At 60.5% G+C, this 19465-nt stretch carries 20 protein-coding genes; 1 reads left to right on the top strand and 19 read right to left on the bottom strand.

All coding sequences use genetic code 11. The features are described from left to right. Positions 1 to 12 precede the first annotated feature (12 nt). The 18 genes from icmH to tssA form a co-directional block, all read right to left on the bottom strand. The gene (icmH, locus tag HDC30_RS12485) at positions 13 to 888 is read right to left on the bottom strand and encodes a type IVB secretion system protein IcmH/DotU (RefSeq protein WP_003229559.1); all 876 of its coding nucleotides are present in this window, start codon (positions 886 to 888) and stop codon (positions 13 to 15) included. Between the two features lie 5 nt (positions 889 to 893). Then, the gene (gene tssK, locus HDC30_RS12490; RefSeq protein ID WP_183783271.1) at positions 894 to 2225 is read right to left on the bottom strand and encodes a type VI secretion system baseplate subunit TssK; all 1332 of its coding nucleotides are present in this window, start codon (positions 2223 to 2225) and stop codon (positions 894 to 896) included. A gap of 2 nt (positions 2226 to 2227) precedes the next feature. Continuing rightward, positions 2228 to 2728, bottom strand: coding sequence for a type VI secretion system lipoprotein TssJ (gene tssJ, locus HDC30_RS12495; RefSeq protein ID WP_007962325.1), 501 nt, complete (start codon positions 2726 to 2728; stop codon positions 2228 to 2230). Between the two features lie 5 nt (positions 2729 to 2733). Then, complete coding sequence (tagH, locus tag HDC30_RS12500; protein ID WP_027610387.1) at positions 2734 to 3927, bottom strand: type VI secretion system-associated FHA domain protein TagH; 1194 nt, start codon at positions 3925 to 3927, stop codon at positions 2734 to 2736. An 18-nt stretch (positions 3928 to 3945) separates the two neighbouring features. Next, on the bottom strand, positions 3946 to 4086 hold the full coding sequence (locus HDC30_RS12505; RefSeq protein ID WP_003229566.1) for a hypothetical protein: 141 nt from the start codon (positions 4084 to 4086) through the stop codon (positions 3946 to 3948). Between the two features lie 333 nt (positions 4087 to 4419). Then, positions 4420 to 5940: a sigma-54-dependent Fis family transcriptional regulator gene (locus HDC30_RS12510; protein WP_096795408.1), complete on the bottom strand. Its 1521-nt coding sequence runs from the start codon at positions 5938 to 5940 to the stop codon at positions 4420 to 4422. 10 nt (positions 5941 to 5950) lie between these two features. Then, positions 5951 to 8608: a type VI secretion system ATPase TssH gene (tssH, locus tag HDC30_RS12515; protein ID WP_095137721.1), complete on the bottom strand. Its 2658-nt coding sequence runs from the start codon at positions 8606 to 8608 to the stop codon at positions 5951 to 5953. Between the two features lie 11 nt (positions 8609 to 8619). Beyond that, on the bottom strand, positions 8620 to 9627 hold the full coding sequence (tssG, locus tag HDC30_RS12520) for a type VI secretion system baseplate subunit TssG (protein WP_003229570.1): 1008 nt from the start codon (positions 9625 to 9627) through the stop codon (positions 8620 to 8622). Next, positions 9591 to 11378 (bottom strand): type VI secretion system baseplate subunit TssF, encoded by a 1788-nt coding sequence (tssF, locus tag HDC30_RS12525; protein ID WP_115988606.1) that lies wholly within the window; start codon positions 11376 to 11378, stop codon positions 9591 to 9593. The genes tssG and tssF overlap by 37 nt, the downstream gene beginning before the upstream one ends. 27 nt (positions 11379 to 11405) lie before the next feature. Further along, positions 11406 to 11837: a hypothetical protein gene (locus HDC30_RS12530; RefSeq protein WP_177409027.1), complete on the bottom strand. Its 432-nt coding sequence runs from the start codon at positions 11835 to 11837 to the stop codon at positions 11406 to 11408. A 220-nt stretch (positions 11838 to 12057) separates the two neighbouring features. Beyond that, on the bottom strand, positions 12058 to 12219 hold the full coding sequence (locus HDC30_RS12535; RefSeq protein WP_177409024.1) for a hypothetical protein: 162 nt from the start codon (positions 12217 to 12219) through the stop codon (positions 12058 to 12060). An 11-nt stretch (positions 12220 to 12230) separates the two neighbouring features. Further along, positions 12231 to 12596 carry a hypothetical protein gene (locus HDC30_RS12540; RefSeq protein ID WP_097089467.1) on the bottom strand — a complete coding sequence of 122 codons (366 nt, stop codon included), beginning with the start codon at positions 12594 to 12596 and terminating at the stop codon, positions 12231 to 12233. Then, positions 12593 to 13270 (bottom strand): DUF6695 family protein, encoded by a 678-nt coding sequence (locus HDC30_RS12545; RefSeq protein WP_103368527.1) that lies wholly within the window; start codon positions 13268 to 13270, stop codon positions 12593 to 12595. Before HDC30_RS12545 ends, HDC30_RS12540 begins: the two co-directional genes overlap by 4 nt. A gap of 1 nt (position 13271) precedes the next feature. Further along, complete coding sequence (locus HDC30_RS12550; RefSeq protein ID WP_097089463.1) at positions 13272 to 13796, bottom strand: PAAR domain-containing protein; 525 nt, start codon at positions 13794 to 13796, stop codon at positions 13272 to 13274. 11 nt (positions 13797 to 13807) lie between these two features. Beyond that, entirely contained in the window at positions 13808 to 14215 is a 408-nt protein-coding gene (tssE, locus tag HDC30_RS12555) for a type VI secretion system baseplate subunit TssE (RefSeq protein ID WP_007920274.1), read from the bottom strand. A 9-nt stretch (positions 14216 to 14224) separates the two neighbouring features. Then, on the bottom strand, positions 14225 to 15700 hold the full coding sequence (tssC, locus tag HDC30_RS12560) for a type VI secretion system contractile sheath large subunit (RefSeq protein ID WP_003229584.1): 1476 nt from the start codon (positions 15698 to 15700) through the stop codon (positions 14225 to 14227). Between the two features lie 25 nt (positions 15701 to 15725). Beyond that, positions 15726 to 16229 (bottom strand): type VI secretion system contractile sheath small subunit, encoded by a 504-nt coding sequence (tssB, locus tag HDC30_RS12565; RefSeq protein ID WP_003229587.1) that lies wholly within the window; start codon positions 16227 to 16229, stop codon positions 15726 to 15728. Positions 16230 to 16261: 32 nt separating this feature from the next. Continuing rightward, complete coding sequence (gene tssA / locus HDC30_RS12570; protein WP_027610379.1) at positions 16262 to 17824, bottom strand: type VI secretion system protein TssA; 1563 nt, start codon at positions 17822 to 17824, stop codon at positions 16262 to 16264. A 752-nt stretch (positions 17825 to 18576) separates the two neighbouring features. Between tssA and HDC30_RS12575 the strand changes: the two genes are divergently transcribed. Further along, positions 18577 to 18933: a hypothetical protein gene (locus tag HDC30_RS12575; protein WP_150370041.1), complete on the top strand. Its 357-nt coding sequence runs from the start codon at positions 18577 to 18579 to the stop codon at positions 18931 to 18933. A 96-nt stretch (positions 18934 to 19029) separates the two neighbouring features. Here HDC30_RS12575 and HDC30_RS12580 read toward each other — a convergent pair whose 3' ends face one another. Continuing rightward, positions 19030 to 19305, bottom strand: a complete 276-nt coding sequence (locus HDC30_RS12580; RefSeq protein WP_003213368.1) for an HU family DNA-binding protein — start codon at positions 19303 to 19305, stop codon at positions 19030 to 19032. Positions 19306 to 19465 lie beyond the last annotated feature (160 nt).

Consider the following 19465-nt stretch of genomic DNA (forward strand, 5'->3'; position numbering starts at 1 on the left):
ACACGTCCCTGTTTACGGCTGCGACTGCGGTTGCACCGCGGCCGGATCAAGCGGCTGATAAGGTTGCAGAACGGTGTCGCGCTGCTCGCCCAGGACCCAGGCGAAGCCCGAATACATCACCACCAGGCAGACCAACGTGAACAGCACCACCATCCACGCCGGCACGATGCGCACCAGGTTGCGGCGCTGATCGTTGAGGCCTTCCCAGTGCGGCGACAACTCGCGCGGCACGTCGCCACGCAACTGACGGATCTGCCGGTACAGGGCGTCGCGGATGCCTTCGAGTTCGAGCATGCCACGGGCCTGCACGCGGTACTTGCCCTCGAAACCGAGGGACAGGCACAGGTACATCAGCTCGAGCATCGGCAGGTGTTTGACCGGGTTCTTCGACAGGCGATCGAGCAGCTGGAAGAACTTCTCGCCACCGAAGGTCTCGTTGTGGAAGCTGCTGAGCAGGCTCATCTGCGACCACTCGCTTTCGTTGCCCCACGGCGTAGTCACCACAGCTTCGTCGACCACGGTGCAGAGCACGTAACGCGCGGCCATCACCTGGCTGCTTTCGGCGCCGTTGTGCAGGGCGCGCACTTCGAACAGTTTGAGCCCGGCGGTCAGGCGCTCGTTGAGCGCGTAGAGGTCTTCGCGAGTTTCGCTGTGCTTGAGGCGCACCACTTCCGAGAGCAGTTCGGACGACGCCGCCACCAGCGAATTGAGGCTGATGTTGAACGCCTCCGCCGGGCGCAGGCGCGCGGCGTAGATCATCCGTTCTTCCAGTTGCTCGAAGCGCGGCGGCGCGGCGAAGTCGGTCAGCGGACTGGCTGCCGGTCCGTGGCCCTGACGATCGAGCAGGACGGTTTTGTCGTCCTGGTTGTAATCCGTTTCCTTGATCATGGCGGTCAGTTCCTGATGGCCCAGAATTTCAGTTCAAGCTCGGCGAATTCGCCGGACACGTGGAACGCGAAGCCGCCGGAGCGCTCGAGCTGCGCCAGGTCTTCGGAACTGAGTTCGAGGATGAAGTAGGTTTTGTTCGAGTGGAACGCGATCTGCCGCGGGGCCACCGGCAACGGTTTGACCTTGATCCCCGGCAGGTGCAGGTTGACCAGTTGGCGGATGCGCTCCACCGGGCCGACCTTGAGGTGCGCCGGCAAGCGGTGGCGCAGTTCTTCGGAGTCGCAGTTGGCACTCGCCGCCAGCACGAACGACGCCGAGCCGAGCAGTTTGTGGTCGTGCAACGGCGACACGATGATGCCGTACTGACGCGCTTGCAGGATCAGCTCGATAGCGTGCTGTTCGAGCACCATCGACAGCACCTGACGAATCGCTTCCATCAGTTTGCGGAAGCTCGCGCCCTGATCGGCGTGGGAATAGCGGCTGTCCAGACGCGGGCGCTTGCTGTCGCTGGAGAAGGTCGCCAGATCGCCGAGCATGGTCAGCAGCGTGCGGTACAACTCTTCCGGGTGCACCTGCTCCAGACCGAGGTAGTGGCGCAGCAGCAGTTCGGTACGGTTGATCAGTTGCAGCATCATGAAGTCACCGACTTCCGCGCCGCCGACCTTGCCGTTGGAGCGGATCCGCTCGGCAATCGTGTCGCCCCGGTGGTTGAGCATGCTGATGACTTCTTTCAGGCACGACAGCAGATAGCTGGACGCGTGGGCCTGGATGTAGGTCGGCACGAAATCCGGGTCGAGACTGATCACGCCGTCCGGCGTGGTGTCGAGCACGTCGCAGATCTTCAGCTTCACGTAGGCCTGATCGCTCTGCTGCTCGCCGAGCAACAGTTTGAAATCCGGGCGGCCACAGCTGACCTGGCTGGCGGAATCATCGCCGGCGTTGGAGTCGGCCACTTCGGCGTCGTACACGGTGTAACGCGCGAGCACGTCGGACTGCTCCGGACGGCGCGCTTCGATGTGGTTACCGGTGACCAACGGCAGCGCCAGGTAAATCGGCGTGTTACCGGTGTTCGGCGGCACGTCCAGCGCCAGCGGCTCGGTGTTGCCGCCGAGTTCGAACAGGCTGCCGTCCGGCAGGATCCCCGAGGCGGCACTGATCACCAGTTTGCCCATGTTGAGGAACTGCAGGTCGATCTCCAGATTGAGGAAACCCCAGGTGTAGCCACCCAGCAACTGGGTGCGGGTTTTCATCTGGTGATCGTAATAGCGATCGTTGTGCTGGAAGTGCTGCGGCCGCAGCAACATGCCTTCCTGCCAAATGACTTTATGGGTATTCATGTTCAGTCATCCGCCTTGGCGAGCGCTTCATGGGTGTTGCGGATACCGGCCTGATCGAGGGTCAGATCGGCCTCGGTCAGCTCCAGCGGGGTGACCTGAACGGTGTAGCGCCACTTGGTTTCCGGCAGATCGCGGTACGCAGCGAGAACGCCAACGTAGCGGCTGCCCTCCTCCACGCTGAGCTTCATTTCCACGGTTTCACCCGGGCGCAGCTCGAGTTCTTCGCTGGCCACCAGATCCGGGTTGAGGGATTCCTTGGCGCGTTCGTAGAGGCTGAAGAAATCAGCGTTCTCGAAGGTCACCGGGTGCTTGAGCTCGAACAGGCGCACGACGATCGGCGAAGGACGGCCGTTGAGGTCCGGGTTGAGCTGATCGCTGCCGGTCAGCTTCAGATTGATCTTGGTCACTTTCGAGTACGGCGACAGCGACGAGCAACCGGCGAGCAGCACCAGCACGGTGAGCGCAGTCAGCGTCTTGAAAAAAGCGGTCGAGCGGCGAGACATGCGCATCATCCTTGGTGGTCGGTGTGGAGGGTGGAGATCAGGCGGATCTGTTCTTCGTAGGCCTGGGCGAAGTCGCGGGCCAGCAGACGCTCGCTCCAGTCATCGTCCTGACGCAGGGCCTGGTGGTAGCGGCCGAACGCTCTCCAGCGCCCGCCCGAGGTGGCGATCAACGGCTTGTTGTCGCGCTCGAAACGCAGGGTCAACTGCTCTGGCGAGAAGTGCTCCAGCGTGCCGCGCACGGCGGCGCGGCTGGCGGTGAGCAGCGCGACCTGATGCGCTTGCAGATCGCGGAATGCACGGGAGATCGCCTGCTCGGCCGGCAGGTGCCCTGGCTTGTGCGGCTGCAACAGAATCTCCAGCGCTTCGCTCGGATCGACGGCGAATTTCAGCGGGTTCTTGTTGGTGCCTTGCACGGTGGTCTGGGCCAGACGCAGTTCGTTCTTCAGCTCCGAACGAGTGCGCAGGCTCTGCTGCAAACCGCCGATGCTCTGGCGCAGCAGACGCGCGGCATTCAGCGCCAAGGCTTCGCGGGCGTCGTGATCCAGACCTTTGACATCCACGCCCAGCGCCGCGCCGAAATGCTCCCAGAAACCTTCGCTCTGACGCTCGACGGCTTTCGGGGCCGGAGCTGGCTCGGGCTCAACCGGGGCGATCAGCTCCGGCACCATCAGGCTTTCCATGTCGATGCGCGCGTAGTCGGCACGCTGACGGGAGTCCTCGGGCTTGGCCGTCGGCGCCAACAGTTCGTCGATTTCCGAATAGACGCGCTCTTGCTGTTCGATCGCGTTCAACGGATCGAGGTCGAGGAAGGCGTCGTCCGGAATGATGCTGCCGGCGGCACGCGGACGGCCAACTTCGCCGTCGAAGGTCGCCGGATCGCGCACCAGCCGTGCACGAATCTCGAAGTCACCGAGCACGTAGGTGCTGCCGTGCTCGATGCGCACCGGTTCGCCCTTGTGCAGGCGTGCGCCGCTGCCGCCGTCCTGGACGCCGTTGCTGCTGGTGTCGGTGAGGAAAAACATGCCTTCGCGGTAGCTGACAATCGCGTGGTGATTGGACAGATGCCGCTTGCGGTCAGGAATGATCCAGTCGCAGTCCTCGCCCCGCCCGATCACGCCGCCGGCCTGTTTGAAGGTCTTCTGGCACAACTCGGTGGGCACGAACTGCTTGGTGTTCAGCATTTCGAAAACCAGTTCCATGTTTGATGCTCCTTGCGGTCACTTGCCGCGATTGACCGCTTGCGGATCACCCAACGGGCGATAGTCGTTGTCGTTGAATTTGTAATTGCCGCTACAGCCGCCAAGGCCGCATAGAACGACGAGGGTCAGCAGGACAGCGTGCCAGTGACGAACAGACATCAGAGGGTCTCCAGGGGTAGACAAAGCACAAAGCGCCGACCCTTGCGGGCGGCGCTGAAATTAATTCTTTGAATGGTCTCGAAGGCTCTACATCGGGGCCTTGAGCCAGACCAGCGAGGCGCACGCACCTCCTGTGGCAAGTGAGCAACTTGTGGTGAGGGGACTTGTCCCCGATGGGCTGCGAAGCAGCCCCAAAACCTGATTACCGGTTCTTTCAGGAGAACCGCGTTTGCTGGATTACGGCTGCTGCGCAGCCGATCGGGGATAAATCCCCTCGCCACAGAGAAGTCCTTCAAGACAGGAGTTGTGCAAACGGCAAGAGCCAGGTTCAGATCAACCATCGAAGTCACCCAGGTTGATATTCAACCGCCCGAGGCGGTACAGCAGGGTGCGGCGCGGCAGGCCCAGTTCGCGGGCGGCGAGGGTCTGGTTGCCGTCGTTCTTGCGCAGGCAGTCGAGCAACAACGTGCGTTCGACTTTTTCCAGGCGTTCGCGCAGATTCAGGCCGCTGTGGTCTTCGGGCATCGGCTCCATGCGCAGGGAGAAATGCTCGGCCAGCAATTCGCCGCCCTCGCACAACAGCACCGCGCGTTCGACCAGTGCCTTGAGTTCGCGCACGTTGCCGGGGAAGGTGTAACCGGACAGGTGTTCCAGCGCCGCGCTCGACCAGCGCACCGGATCACGCTGCAAATATGCGCAGGTCTTCTCGGCAAAGTGCTGAGCCAGTTCGAGGATGTCGCCTTCGCGCTGACGCAGGGCCGGCAGCTCGATCGGAAACTGCGCCAGTCGGTAATACAGGTCCTCGCGGAATTTGCCTTCGCTGACCAGCGTCGACAGATCGCGGTGCGTCGCGGCGATGATGCGCACGTCGATCTTGTGCGTGTCGTTGGAACCCAGCGGACGAATCTCGCCCTCCTGCAACACCCGCAGAATCTTCGCTTGCAGCGACAGCGGCATGTCGCCGATCTCGTCGAGCAACAGCGTGCCACCGTTGGCCGCATCGAACAGCCCCGCACGGTCGCGGTCGGCGCCGGTGAAAGCGCCTTTGCGATAGCCGAACAGCTCGCTTTCCAGCAGGTTTTCCGGGACTGCCGCGCAGTTCTGCACGATGAACGCCTGAGAGCGACGCGGGCCGCAATCGTGAATCGCCCGGGCCACGACTTCCTTGCCGGTGCCGGTCTCGCCGCGCAGCAGCACGGTGTACGGGCTGTGCAGGACTTTGCTGATCAACGAATGGGTCTGGCGCATTGCTGCGCTTTTGCCGATCAGGCCATAGCCGCTGATGCTCGGCACACTGCGCGCCACCGTGGCCGATTCTGCCGGCGGCTGGCGCAGACGCTGCAGCAAGTGCAGCTGACCAAGAACGAACGAGCCGAGCTGGCCAAGGGAATCGGCAAAGCCTTGCAGGTCGACGTGACGACGACTGGCGCACAGCAGCAGGCCTTCAACCGCCTTCTGCTGATTGACCAGTGGCACGCACAGCAGCGATTGCCAGGCACCCGCGGTGGCCGGCAGAAAGCTGGTTTCGTGCAGGCTGGCACCGAGATCGTCGAGGCAGACCACGCGGTTCTGGCACAGGGCAAACTGCAGCAGCTGCTCACCGTTGTAGTCCGCCGGCAGGCTGGTGGCGGCGCGCGGTTGCAGCGCGCCGTCGAGGCATTCGGCGTTCATCCCCAGGCAAGTGTGGGTGGCGTCGAGCAGGTACAGCTGGGTCAATTCGCAACCGCTCAGTTCGGCCAGCCCACGCACGAAGTCACCCAGCAGCGCAGCACCGTCCGCCGCGCGCGACAGGCTGGCGAACTGCGCCAGCAAGGCTTCGGCATAGACCAGTGGCTGCGGCACTTGAGTGAACATCACACCCACCTCAGGCGAACTCGCACGTCACGCTGGCGTTGCCGTCGAGCGTGGCGTGCACACGCTTGAGGCTTTCACCGGTGGCCATCGCATCGAGCAAGCGGTCGGCCACCAGCGGCAGCACGTGCTGATCGAGCAGATGGTCGATCAGACGCGCACCGCTCTCGCTTTGCGTGCAGCGCTCGGACAGGTGATCGACGAGGTTCTGGCACCAGCTGAAATCCAGCTGACGGCGGTTCAGGCGCTCGCCGAGACGACCGAGCTTGATCTCGATCAGCTCGCGCAGCACCGGGCCACCGACCGGGTAGTACGGCACCACTTTCATCCGCGCCAGCAGCGCCGGTTTGAAGTGTTTGCTCAGCACTGGGCGAATGGTCTCTTCGAGCAACTCGGCGGTCGGGCGGGCGCCGTCTTCGCAGAGGTCGCTGATCTTGTCGCTGCCGAGGTTCGAGGTCATCAGGATCAAGGTGTTGCGGAAGTCGATCTCGCGACCTTCGCCGTCGTTGGCCACGCCCTTGTCGAAAATTTGATAGAACAGGTTGAGCACGTCGGGATCAGCCTTTTCGACTTCATCGAGCAGCACCACCGAGTACGGCTTCTGGCGCACCGCTTCTGTGAGCATGCCGCCCTCGCCGTAACCGACGTAGCCCGGTGGCGCACCGATCAGACGCGAGACGGTGTGCTTCTCCTGGAATTCGGACATGTTGATGGTGGTGATGAAACGGTCGCCGCCGTACAGCAGGTCAGCCAGGGCCAGCGCGGTTTCGGTCTTGCCGACGCCGCTCGGGCCGACCAGCAGGAACACGCCGACCGGTGCGTCAGGCTTGTTCAGGCCGGCGGCAGTGGCGCGCATCGAGCGATCCAGTGCGTGCACGGCTTGTTCCTGACCACGGATGCGCGTGCGCAGGTCGGTGGCGAAACTGGCGACCTTGGCGTTGTGCTCGCGGGCCAGTTGCGCCAGCGGCACACCGGTCCAGGCGCTGATCACTTCGGCCACCAGACGCGGGCAGACTTCGAAGCTGACCAGACGCTCTTTGACTTGAGCAGCGGTCAGGGCGCTGTGGGTCTGGTGCAGTTCGGCTTCCAGCGCTTCGACGCTCTGGCCCTCCTCGACCTCGGCGGCGATGGTTTCGATCACGGTGCCTTCGGCGTCTTCTTCAACACTGACAGTCGGCTCGACGGCGGCAGCTTCGCGGGCCTTGGCCAGTTGCTGACGCAGTTCCAGCAGACGCTCGGCCAGTTGTTTCTGCTCGGTCCACAGACTTTCCAGCGCGACCATTTCGCTTTCGGCTTCGTCGAGCCGCGCTTCCAGCGCATCCAACGCTTCGTGGTCGATCAGCAGACCAGCCTCGGCATCGCGACGCAGGGCCTGACGCTGACGGCCACCTTCAGCCAGTTCGCCACGCAGGCGTTCGAGGCTTTCCGGGGCAGCGGCGAGGCTGATGCGCACCCGGGCGCACGCGGTGTCGAGGACGTCGACGGCTTTGTCCGGCAGTTGGCGACCGGCCAGATAGCGCGCCGACAATTCCGCCGCCGAGACCACCGCGTCATCCCGCAGGTAGATGCCGTGGCTCTTCTCGTAGACCTGCGCCAGACCACGGAGGATGGTCACCGCTTCGCTGACGGTCGGTTCGTGCAACTGCACTGGTTGGAAACGCCGAGCCAGCGCCGGATCCTTCTCGAAATATTTCTTGTACTCGGCCCAAGTGGTAGCGGCGATGGTGCGCAGTTCACCACGGGCCAGCGCCGGTTTCAGCAGGTTGGCCGCGTCGGAACCGCCGGCGTTGCCACCAGCGCCGATCAGGGTGTGGGCTTCGTCGATGAACAGAATGATCGGTTTCGGCGAGGCTTTGACTTCGTCGATCACGCCTTTGAGACGCCGCTCGAATTCACCTTTGACGCTGGCGCCGGCCTGCAGCAGGCCCATGTCCAGCGACAGCAGCTCGACGCCCTTGAGCACCTGCGGCACTTCACCGGCAGCGATGCGCGAGGCCAGGCCTTCGACGATGGCGGTTTTACCGACGCCGGCTTCACCGACCACGATCGGGTTGTTCTTGCGCCGACGCGCGAGGATGTCGACCATCTGCCGAATCGCGCCATCGCGGCACAGCACCGGGTCGAGTTTGCCGTCGCGCGCTTGTTGGGTCAGGTTATGGGTGAAGCGCTGCAGCAGCGATTCGCCCTGCGCCGCCGGCTTGCCATTGGCCGCCGGTTGCTCCTGTTGCGACAGGGCGAATTCCTTCAGGCGATCGATGTTCAACTTGGCGAGCAGCGGCTGGTAACGGCTGCCGGCGTAGCGCATCGGGTTGCGCAGCAGCGCGAGGATCAGCGCGGCGTCTTCGACCTGGGTCTGGCCCAGTTCGAGGTTGGCCACCAGCAGCGCGTCTTGCAGCCATTGCACCAGTTCCGGGGCGAACACCGGGTTGCGCGAGGCGCTGTGTTCAACGCGAGATTGCAGTGCGGCGCTCAGTTCACCGGCATCGACGTCGGCATCCTGCAACGCACGCGAGAGCAAGCCGTTCGGGCGCTCCAGCAGGCCCAGCAGCAGGTCTTCGACGAGGATCTTGCTGCCGCCACGGGCCACGCAACGTTCGGCCGAACGTTCCAGGTCACGACGGGTTTCGGCGTCCAGCGCCTGGATGAGTTGTTGCAGGTCTACGTTGATCATGGCTCACGTCCTTAATGAATTTTGCTGCCCAGGGTGACCACGCCGTCTGCTTTTTCGCAGCCCAGCCAACTGGTCCACCCCAGGCGACAGTCGTTCTTCTCACCAATGCGCAGTTCGCGGATTTCTTCCGGGCGCAGCACCAGGCGAATGTCGTAATCGAGCGGGTCACGCAGGGTGAACCGCACCAGCGCGCACAGCGGCTGGTAACCGAAACCGATCGGCAGGAATTCGTGGAATCGCTCCCAGTCGAGTTCGGTGATGTGAATGCGGAATTTGCCGCTGCGGTCGCGCACCTGCTCGCCCAGCACCAGGTCTTCACCGAGCAGGCTGTTGGCGCGACCGAGGCGGTTGCGCTGCTCGTCGAGGATCTCCACGCGACGCTCGATGCACTGCTCGATAACCAGGTCCTCGTGCTTGAAGTAGTAACGCAGCACGGCTTCGATCAGCGCCGCCGAGTGCGCGCGCAAGCTGAGCAGACCGAGGTATGGCAGCAGGCGTTTCCAGTTCAGTTCCTTGGCCTTGCGGATCTCGTCGCCACCCAGACCGATCAGCGCGAACAGCTGCGAGGAGAACGGGTCGATCGCGCCGCTCTGGAAACTGGCGCGATAACGGTATTTGCGCCAGATCGGCAGCATCAGCCGTTGCAGGCGATGATGGAACAGGTCGAGGAAATTGCGCGTCGGGTTGCCGTCCTCGCTGTCGCCCAGCGCTTGTTCGCCGTAGAACGCCGGCAGCGGCGAACCGGAGCCGACCAGCCCGATCAGGTTGAAACGCATGCGCGCGCGCATCTGCCCGTGCTCTTCGAAAAACTCCACGCGATCGACGTCGCTGCGCGGAAAGCCCAGGCTCGGGTTGGCCTGGAACTCCACTTGATCGTACAGATCGTCTTCGCTCAGGTACGGGTGCGCCTCGCGCAGCCGGTCGATCACCAGCAGCACGGCCTGAAACAGCGAGTACTCGCGTATTACCTTGGTCAGCCCGCTTAAAGCAGGGGCTGCAGGCCCATACGTGGTGTCCATTGGTACACCTCTCCCTGTGTGCTTTTTACCCGCAGCTCGTGGTACGAATTGAGACTGGCGTAAAGCGCGAAAAACTCGTTAAGAACCGAAGCGAAAACGAACAGGTCGCCTTCGCCGATATACCCTTCGGGGTCGATGGTCAGTTCGGTGCGCAGACCGCGCACCGGCAAGCCACGGTGCAGCCGGTCGACGTGGTGGTGCTTGATGTGCTTGAGGCCGCCGAGCAGGCGTTTGCTGACCTTTTCCGCGTGCTGGTCGTAGTAGCGCGGCAGGTCGTAGGTTTCGAGAATCACCTTCAACGCGTTGACGTCGGCCAGCGACAGATAGTTGAGCGACATGTTGCTGATCAGCTTCCACAGGAAGTCACGGTTCAGCGGCGGCGCAAAGCTCGACGTGGCCGGGGTGATGTTACGGAAACTCAGGAACTCCGGGGTCTCTTCACAGGCCATGCAGATGTCGCCGAGCTTGAGCTTGCGCGGCAGGTTCTGGTTGGTGCAGATCAACTCGATCGACAGGGTTTCGTGGGCTTCGGTGTGGCGGATGCCGAAGCTCAGGTAGGTGTCGAGGCCGTCATGCAGCAACGACGAACGCTGGCGGATGCTGTAATGCGGACGGCTGTTGGGCACGTCGAAACTCGGGTCATGCTCGAAGGATTCGAACGGCACGTACTCCTGATAACCGAGGCCGCCGGGCTTCCAGCCGGTCACGGTTTCCACCGAGAACACACCGCAGTTTTCCAGATCGTATTCCGCCGGCAGCAGCAGGTATTCATCCTGTTTGCCATCGAGTCGGATCGGCAGCGCGTCATGCGCGAACAGGTTGGCAATCGGCGTGCAGAACAGCTTCACGTTATCCAGGGTCGGCCGCATGCGCATGATCCCGCTCTTGCGGATATCGAAACGCAGCTCGAGGCCGCGCATCTGCTTGAGGGTGTCTTCCGGCAGCGCCTTGAGGATGTCCAGACCGTTGACATCGACGAACAGGAACTTGTCCTGGAAGGCGAAGTATTCCTGCAGGTAGCGATAGCCACGGAAGGTGTTCAGCGGATATGGGATCAACGCCTCTTCTTCGGCAAAGCCCACTGGCTTGACCCGGTCACCGGGAATCTTGAACGCCATCGGCTTGCCGGACACGCCATCGATCGGCTTGCCGGCACCGTCCAGCGGGATCAGCTCAATGCCTTCCAGGTTGCGCAGCAGGCTCAGATACAGCATCTGGCTGATGTAGCGCTCGCCGGCAAAGTGCAGGCGCAGTTTGCTCAGCTCCAGCTCACCGAGGTGGCCGTCGGCGCTCATTTCCAGACGCAGGCTGAGCAGCGAACCGTCGCCCTTCACCGAGTAGTTCAGCGCGGCCAGATCCAGCGGCAGCACTTCAGTCGGGTAACAGGTGCGGAAGCGGCAACGCACGTCTTCGATCGGTTTGCTTTCGATCGGCGTATCGCGCTCGACCACCAGCGCCGGGCCAGAACGTTTCAACGGATCGAACTGCAGAATGCTGAACGCCGGAAGCGGACGCATGTAGTTCGGCCACAGCAGTTGCATCAGCGAATGGCTGAGCTCCGGCAGCTCATCATCGAGCTTCTGCCGCAGACGCCCGGTGAGGAACGCAAAACCTTCCAGCAACCGCTCCACATCCGGATCCCGCCCGGCCTGCCCCAGGAACGGCGCCAGCGCCGGACTACGCTCGGCGAAACGGCGGCCCAACTGGCGCAGTGCGGTGAGTTCGCTTTGGTAGTAGTGGTTAAAAGACACGGGTTACCTGCCTGGTAGTGGAACTCATCAAAAAAATATCCTGTAGAGCGCAACCGTCACGCCCGCACAGAAATAGCCGGCGATCAGGAGATACGGCACGAGCAGAATCCAGCCGTAAGCCATGAATGCACTGTCGAACGGCCCGGCGATCAGACTGCACAAGCCATAAAGCATCCAGGGCACCGCGTAGAAAGGTATGAACTTCAACGGCGCCAGCCAGACCATTCGCAGCGCCTGCTGCTCATTGCGGCGCTTCGCAGTCCGCGATACCCACAGAGCAAACAACAGCAGCCCGGGCAAGCCGAAACACAACAGATACTCCCAGTGAGTCTCGGACGAATCGAATGTCGAAAATTCGCCAATCCACAGGCCATAAGATGAGAACGCCAGCATGGCCAAGAATGGCGTCCACAAGGCGCCCATGAAGAAACTCAGCTGCGCGCGACTGAGGATGGGCATCTCGTTCGATACACCAATCACGGGCAACCCCTCATCTTCGAAACCAAGTCCTGCGAAGCAATCGCAGGCAATGCCTGCCGCATCAGCTCCAGCGCAACTGCGCAGGTGTTCAACAGGTACACGTCATTGCGATAGACCCGCTGAACAGCGCTGGCAGGCAACGAGACCAGAAATGCGAAAGACCCTGTCCAGCCCAACATGCAGATGATCCCTGACAGTTTCATGGGCAGATCGAAACCTCACGGATCGTCCATTCCCGTTGCGTGCCTTCAGTGACCTTCTTGACCGCAGCCAGGCGTTGTTTCAACTGAGCGGAGTCAAGGGTCTTGTTGCCCGCGGCATCGTGGATGTTCAACTGATAGTTGCCTGTCATCCGGATCATATTCAGCCACATCATTTGACCGCTGCCGCATTCAGTTCCAGAACTGTTCCATCCTGTAAATAAACAACGTCACCACCGTCGTAACCAAGTAGGTCCTGGCTGGTTAACTTACGGCCCTCTTTAAGGCCGTGCTTTATCCAACCCTCAGCCCAGATGTCCCCACTCTCATAACGAATCTCAACGTAATAGGCTGGAGGATCTGATTTAGTGATTTCAAAAAAAACTCCTCCATCCTGCGCCCCGCTCCAATGAGCATTAGGATGATTTTTCAAGGTCGGCACCTTTCCGTCAGAACGCTCAAGCAATGAGTAGGCTGCGATTCCCAAAAAGAGCGTCAGCGCAAATATGGAAACGAAAGTCCACTTCAATACCTTCACTTGCTAATCTCCAAAGTGTCGGTTGAGAAGATGTAGTCCAGATCTGGTTCACTGAATTGAAATTGGGCCATGTAGGCACTTGGGACGACAACCCGCGTACGAAAAGGAATCGAGAAACCAACCGCCTCTGCCAAATCCGTCGCAAACGTCACACAGTTATGATTTCCGAGATCATATTCTTGCCGTTTGGCGTTCGAGTTTTCCGCCTCTTTCGCTTTGAGCCAAGTAAGCGCTTGGTCGTAGACATGTCCTCTCAAAACAACCCCGGTGATATTTCCGGATTGGCCGTGCTCGATGGCGATGTGTCTGAGGGTTTTCTTGAGGGACGATTCAGTAATCGAGCCACCTTTCAGTACCACGTCAGGAATTCGACCAACGCGTACCCGCCCTGCCGGTCCAGGCCCGGGATAACGACCATATTCATAATATTTTGACTGACCCGTTTTTCCGTTAATTACGAGAACGCCCGCATGTCCGAGGTAGGGAGCTTTGCCACCGGGTATCTCTATTTTTTTACCGAAAAACGTCGTCTGATAGCCGTCGATGTGGATTTTGTAGTCTGGAAAAACAACTGGAATAACGTAGTCGTCGTCACCCACCAAATAGATTTGAACCGGCGCCACATCAGCTGCAGGCGTCGTTACTACGGTTGAGACTTGAGCCGCTTGACCCATCTCACTCTCCTCGCAAAAGCCAGTTCGGCTTAGCAGCGAACTGAACGCTTTGTGATTGAGCCTTTTGACCCAAGGGCTTCGAAAAACCCACCTCGTCTGTCACTCCCTGCACCTGCGTCCCATCCTCTAGTGTCGCTACATAGGAGACGTTTTTGAGTGGTGCCCCGGAAGCAGCGTCCAAGAGCTGAACACGAACATTGAACCCAAAAATACTCAACGGAATCGGTGGAACGAACGGTGCAGGCGTATGCGAATTCCCGATGATTACCGTCCCGGAGCCGGCAGTGACCTTGTTACCATGGGCCCCGACTGAACCTACGGTGGCGGCAGGTTTGCCATTGATCAAAACCGTGGTCGCCAGATCGCCAACCAACGCACCACCACACGCCGAGGCATCGCCTTGGCGGGCGGCCGCGAGGCCGTCGAAGAACACGTCGCCGGAACCGGCGGCGATCGGGTTGGTACCGTGGCCTGGAAGTGGGCAAGCGGTGGGGTCGGATACGCGTGCTGCGGGTTTGCCAGACATCGGGAATCTCCTTAGGTGACCTTCACTTGGCCGCTGCCATCCAGGCGCGCGGAAAAACTGACCTGACGCTTGAAACCCTCGACTTCCAGCAGGCCTTCGATGCTGAAGGCCAGCCGCAGCTGGTCGTGGTCACGCGGCAGGGAAATGACACGCACGTTGCTCAGGCGCGGCTCGTAGGCTTCGATGAAGTTTTCGATGGCCAGACGGGCCTGACTCAGAGAGTCGTGCAGGCTCAGACGCATGTCATTGAGATCGGGCAACCCGTAGTCGGCCAGCGTTTGCACGCTGCCGGCCCGGGTGCTGAGCATTTTGGCCAGATGGGCAGCCACTGACGCCATGGCACAAGCCTCGAGGCTGTTGCCCTTGCGTAGTTGCGCGTCGCCGTTGAGACGCTCGAACAGGCTGCCGTATCCGTCCATGAGTCGCTCTTACTCTTTGTCCAGCTTGCCAACCAGCGACAGGGTGAAATCGGCCCCCATGTACTTGAAGTGCGGACGCACGTTCAAGCTCACGCGGTACCAGCCCGGCTCGCCTTCAACGTCGCTGACGATCACTTGCGCAGCGCGCAGCGGACGACGGCCACGCACTTCGGCGCTCGGGTTTTCCTGGTCGGCGACGTACTGGCGGATCCACTTGTTCAGTTCCAGCTCGAGGTCGGTACGCTCTTTCCACGAACCGAGTTGCTCGCGCTGCAGCACTTTCAAGTAGTGGGCCAGGCGGTTGACGATCATCATGTACGGCAGCTGGGTGCCGAGCTTGTAGTTCAGCTCTGCCGCCTTGCCTTCTGCGCTGATGCCGAAGAACTTCGGCTTCTGCACCGAGCTTGCGGAGAAGAACGCCGCGTTGTCGGAGCCTTTGCGCATGGTCAGGGAGATGAAGCCTTCCTCGGCCAGTTCGTATTCACGACGGTCGGAAACCAGAACCTCGGTCGGGATCTTGGTTTCGATTTCGCCCATGCTTTCGAAGTGGTGCAGCGGCAGATCTTCAACCGCGCCACCGCTCTGTGGGCCGATGATGTTCGGGCACCAGCGGAATTTGGCGAAGCTGTCGGTCAGCTTGGTGCCGAACGCGAACGCGGTGTTGCCCCACAGGTAGTGCTCGTGGCTGTTGGCAACGGTTTCCTTGTACACGAACGATTTGACCGGGTTTTCTTCCGGATCGTACGGGTTGCGCAGCAGGAAACGCGGCACGGTCAGGCCAACGTAGCGGGAGTCTTCCGAAGTACGGAAGCTCTGCCATTTGGCGAATTGCGGGCCTTCGAAGTGGTCTTTCAGATCTTTCAGATCCGGCAGGCCGGTGAAGCTTTCCAGACCGAAGAATTTCGGGCCGGCGGCGGCGATGAACGGCGCGTGGGACATGCAGGATACGCTGGCCACGTACTGCATCAGTTTCACGTCCGGCGAGCTTGGGGACATGAAGTAGTTGGCGATGATCGCGCCCACCGGCTGACCACCGAACTGGCCGTATTCAGCGGTGTAGATGTGCTTGTACAGGCCCGACTGCATGACTTCCGGCGAATCTTCGAAATCGTCCAGCAGGTCTTCTTTGGAGACGTTGAGGATTTCGATCTTGATGTTTTCGCGGAAGTTGGTGCGGTCGACCAGCAACTGCAGGCCACGCCACGACGATTCCAGAGCCTGGAAGTCCGGGTGGTGCAGGATCTCGTCCATCTGACGGCTGAGCTTGGCATCGATCTCGGCGATCATGCGGTCAACCATGGCCTTCTTGACCGGCTCACCGTTGTTCTGCGGCTTGAGCAGTTCTTCGATGAACGCCGACACGCCACGCTTGGCGATGTCGTAGGCTTCGTCGTCCGGAGTCAGACGGGTTTCGGCGATAATGCTGTCGAGAATGCTGTATTCGCCGCTTTCGGCGCTCTTCTCTTGTGCTGCGCTAGTGCTCATTGTGTTGGCTTCCTTGGCTGGAGTCTCAGGCGTCCGGGGCTGCGGCGTTCAGGCCCAGCTCACCGAGTACGCGACCGCGGGATTCGTCGTCGGCGAGCACGCCTTCGATCGCTTTACGGAACGCAGGTGCGTTACCCAGCGGGCCTTTGAGGGCCACCAGCGCATCGCGCAGTTCCATCAGTTTTTTCAGCTCAGGCACTTGCTCGACCAGGCTGGCCGGGTTGAAGTCCTTCATCGAATTGACGCGCAGTTGCACAGCCAGCTCGTCGGCCTCGCCATCTTCCTGCAGACGGTTCGGCACGCTCAGCGTCAGACCCAGCTCTTGCTTGGCCAACACTTCGTCGAAGGTCATCTTGTCGATGCTGATCGGCTTGCGATCTTCGATTTTGCGATCGTCCTTGCGGTGGGTGTAGTCACCGATTGCCAGCAGCTTCAGCGGCAGTTCAATCTCTTCCTGAGCACCGCCGGTGGCGGGTTTGAAGGTGACGTTGATGCGTTCCTTGGGGGCTACCGAGCCTTCTTTGGCCATGGCTTTTCTCCTTGCGGTTGTGGCCCTGGGGCCTATTCGAGTACCACTTCGAGGTCGAGGTGGCACAGCCTGCGATAAATCTCTTCCTTGCGTTCACGTACGGCATGGTTCTGCGGCAACAACTCGCAGCAGCTATGCAGTAAATGCAGCACTTCCAATGCAAGATCGGGCTCCCAGGCGTGCAGGCCTGAGTCCTGTAATGTCTGATCGAGGGTTTCTAGCTGGTTCTTGGCCAGTTCGTACTTCTTGGCCATGAAGCACAGCCGGGCAAGGGCGAACTGCCAGAAGAACCGCTCGCGTCCACCGTGAGCCGATTGCAGCCCTTGCTTGAGCGTCTGCACGGCAGGCTTCAGGCCTTCCTTGCGCAGCATCGGCAGCACGTCCTGAAGGGCCTTTTCCCAGGCGGGCTGGGTTTCGACGTCGTCGGTTTCGACCTTGCGCGGCGCACTGGCGCTCTGCAGGTGCGGCATGACATTGCCGGCGATCCACGCCCGGGTGGACGGATCGGCAAACGGCGCGCCGTCATGGAAACGACATTCGATGATGCCGGGCAGGCGTTGAACCAAAAGCGCGAAGTGGATTTCCACTTCGCGCATTGCCATCTCGGCGTTGAGGTTCTGGAGACATTCCCAGACCATCCTCTGGCCATCGAACCAGAACGGCGCCTTCGCCAGGCTCGCCTCCAGTTCCACCAGCAGGTCGGCGTATTTGCCCTGATCGAAGCGATCCTGATACTGCTTGAGTTTGTCCACCGGCAGACCGCGCAGCACGGTGATCTGCTCAGCGTTGCGTTCGGGCACCGCGTCGATCGGCAGCCACAGCAAAGTGCGGTTCAGGCGCAGGGCGCGCAGGTCGGTGGCCTTCTGCTTGAGCCACCAGGCACACAACGGACGCGCGCTTTCCTGCTGCGCGCGCAAAGCCTTGTAGGCATCTTTTTCGTTATCGATCGGTGCGCCGGGGGTCAGCAACTGGCTCGCGGCCTGCTTGACCTGCGCCACCGCTGCGCCCACCACACCGGGGGCCGGCTGATTGTCGGCGGCACGCTGGATCATGGTTTTCAAGCGACGCGAGAGCGGCAGCAGCAGCGGTGCGTCATCGCCCAAGTGCTCGGTGCATGCGGCATCGAGGCCGGCCAGATGCTCGGACAGTTGCCGGAACATCGGCAGCTGTTCCTTGATCGCGATGTTTTCAGTGAGCACCTGCTCCAGGCGCGGCACCAGCCAGCCGATGGCAGCGGCACGGGTGCGCGGTTTGAGCGGGTGAACGTCGGCCCAGTGGTTTTCCGACAGATGGTGCAGCAGACCGAGGCCGGCCAGCAGCCCGGGGAAGGATTCACGCTGGTACAACGACCAGGTCAGCCAGGCGCCGACGCGTAAATCCTTGGATTGGGTACGCAGCAGATTTTCGCTGTTTTCACGGATTTTCAGCCAGTCGATCTGCCCGCTTTCGTGCATCGACGAGGCTTTGGCCAGCTCGCTTTCCAGCGCCTCGAATTCGCTCGAAAAACGAACGTCTTCGCCCGCGAAATTCTCTTTGGAAACAGAGACTTTTGCGAGTTCGAGGTAATGGGCGGAAAGTTTGCTTGAGTAGGACATCCATGGCCTTTAATTAGGATTACAGTCATGCGCCTATTGGAGTTGCCGCGGCGCGGGACAGTATCGAAGAGCAGTGAAGCGACTCATCCAATTGAGATGTGCTCTTTCAAGTGGGCGCATCGTAATCACTATGATGGCCACTAGCAAGCATCTGGTTAAACAACAAGACGAAGTGTTCATTGGGCCGTGTAGGAGATCGCCCTATATGTGGCAGGGGAATCCCTGATGGCGATTTATATTGTGAACATTTGCCCTGGGCCCTCAGAACCCTTGATCCAGAGCGGCCCGATCCAGCCTACGCGAATCGCGTCGAACATCCGTCCTATTACACGGGGGCCAGCATGACAACTCTCGAAAAAAATAGAAGTAGGATTTTTCCGAGAACCCGCTGGAATTACAAACAATTCAGCGGCGACAACGCTCAACAAAAAAAGTGCCATCAATTTGATGGCAATTCATTTTTCTGAAACTTTATTCATCTCGTGAATGCTGTACTTCAGTGCCAACTCAATAATTATCGAAGTGCGATCCAACAGTCATTTCCACCACTTACGCAACACTTCCACGCCGAAAATACTCTGACAAATGTCAGGGATAATTCTTACGTCGTTTTATTTCCCACGTTGCCAGCTTGCCTTGGTAAATTCTTTTCGACCGGCAATGTCAACCAGACCGGCTGACTGTTGAGCCACGGTCCGAAGCCTGCATCTCATTCGGCTCCTGACCCCGGAGCCGCCAAGGAGCTTTACCTCATGGAATTGAAACCCCTGTTGTTCGCGGCACTCATGTGGCTACCCGTCACTCAGGCCTCTGCAGATACCCCGTCACTGGACGGTCATTACTATCTGACCGGCGCAATGGAAATGGGCGCCGAATTGCTGCTGCGCAAGGACGGCACGTTTGACGCGGGCGTGGCGTATGGCAGCGCTGACGGGTTTGCCAAGGGCACCTGGCAGGTGGAAAACAACACCGTGACGCTGAAAAGCAATACCAAACCGGCGTCGAACAGCGATTTGTCCGGCCTGTTCCAGGATCTGCAACTGGCGATCGAACCGAATTGCCTGGCCGTGGATTTCGGCAACGGCAAGGCCTGCTTCCGGCGTCAATAAGCCGAATTGCAGCCACAAAAAATGGGCACCCGACCGCAATCGGTGTGCCCATTTTTTTATTGCGCTGCTCCCCGTTATTCGGAGAGTTCGCCGCAGTTAAGGATTGACGCTGTCTTTCAACGACTTGCCTGGCTTGAATGCCACGGTGTTGCTGGCCTTGATTTTCACCGGCTCGCCGGTTTGCGGGTTCTTGCCGGTGCGGGCGCCGCGGTGGCGTTGCAGGAAGGTGCCGAAGCCCACCAGCGTGACGCTGTCCTTGCGGTGCAGAGCGCCGGTGATTTCTTCGAGGACGGCGTTGAGAACGCGGTTGGCCTGTTCTTTGGTCAGATCCGCTTTTTCAGCGATTGCAGCGGCGAGTTCTGGTTTACGCATTAGTGAAGCCCCTTTGACGGTTTTTTGTTGTTATGTCCGTGCTGTTCTCGTTGGAACAGCGCCCAAGGCGCCGCAGGCTCTACTCTGCGGCAGACGGGAGTGAGAATGGCACGCGGATACCGGCGGCGCCAGTCTCCCCGCGACCTTTGTAGGGGCAAAA

Source organism: Pseudomonas sp. JAI115, from assembly GCF_014200835.1.
GTDB lineage: Bacteria > Pseudomonadota > Gammaproteobacteria > Pseudomonadales > Pseudomonadaceae > Aquipseudomonas > Aquipseudomonas putida_A.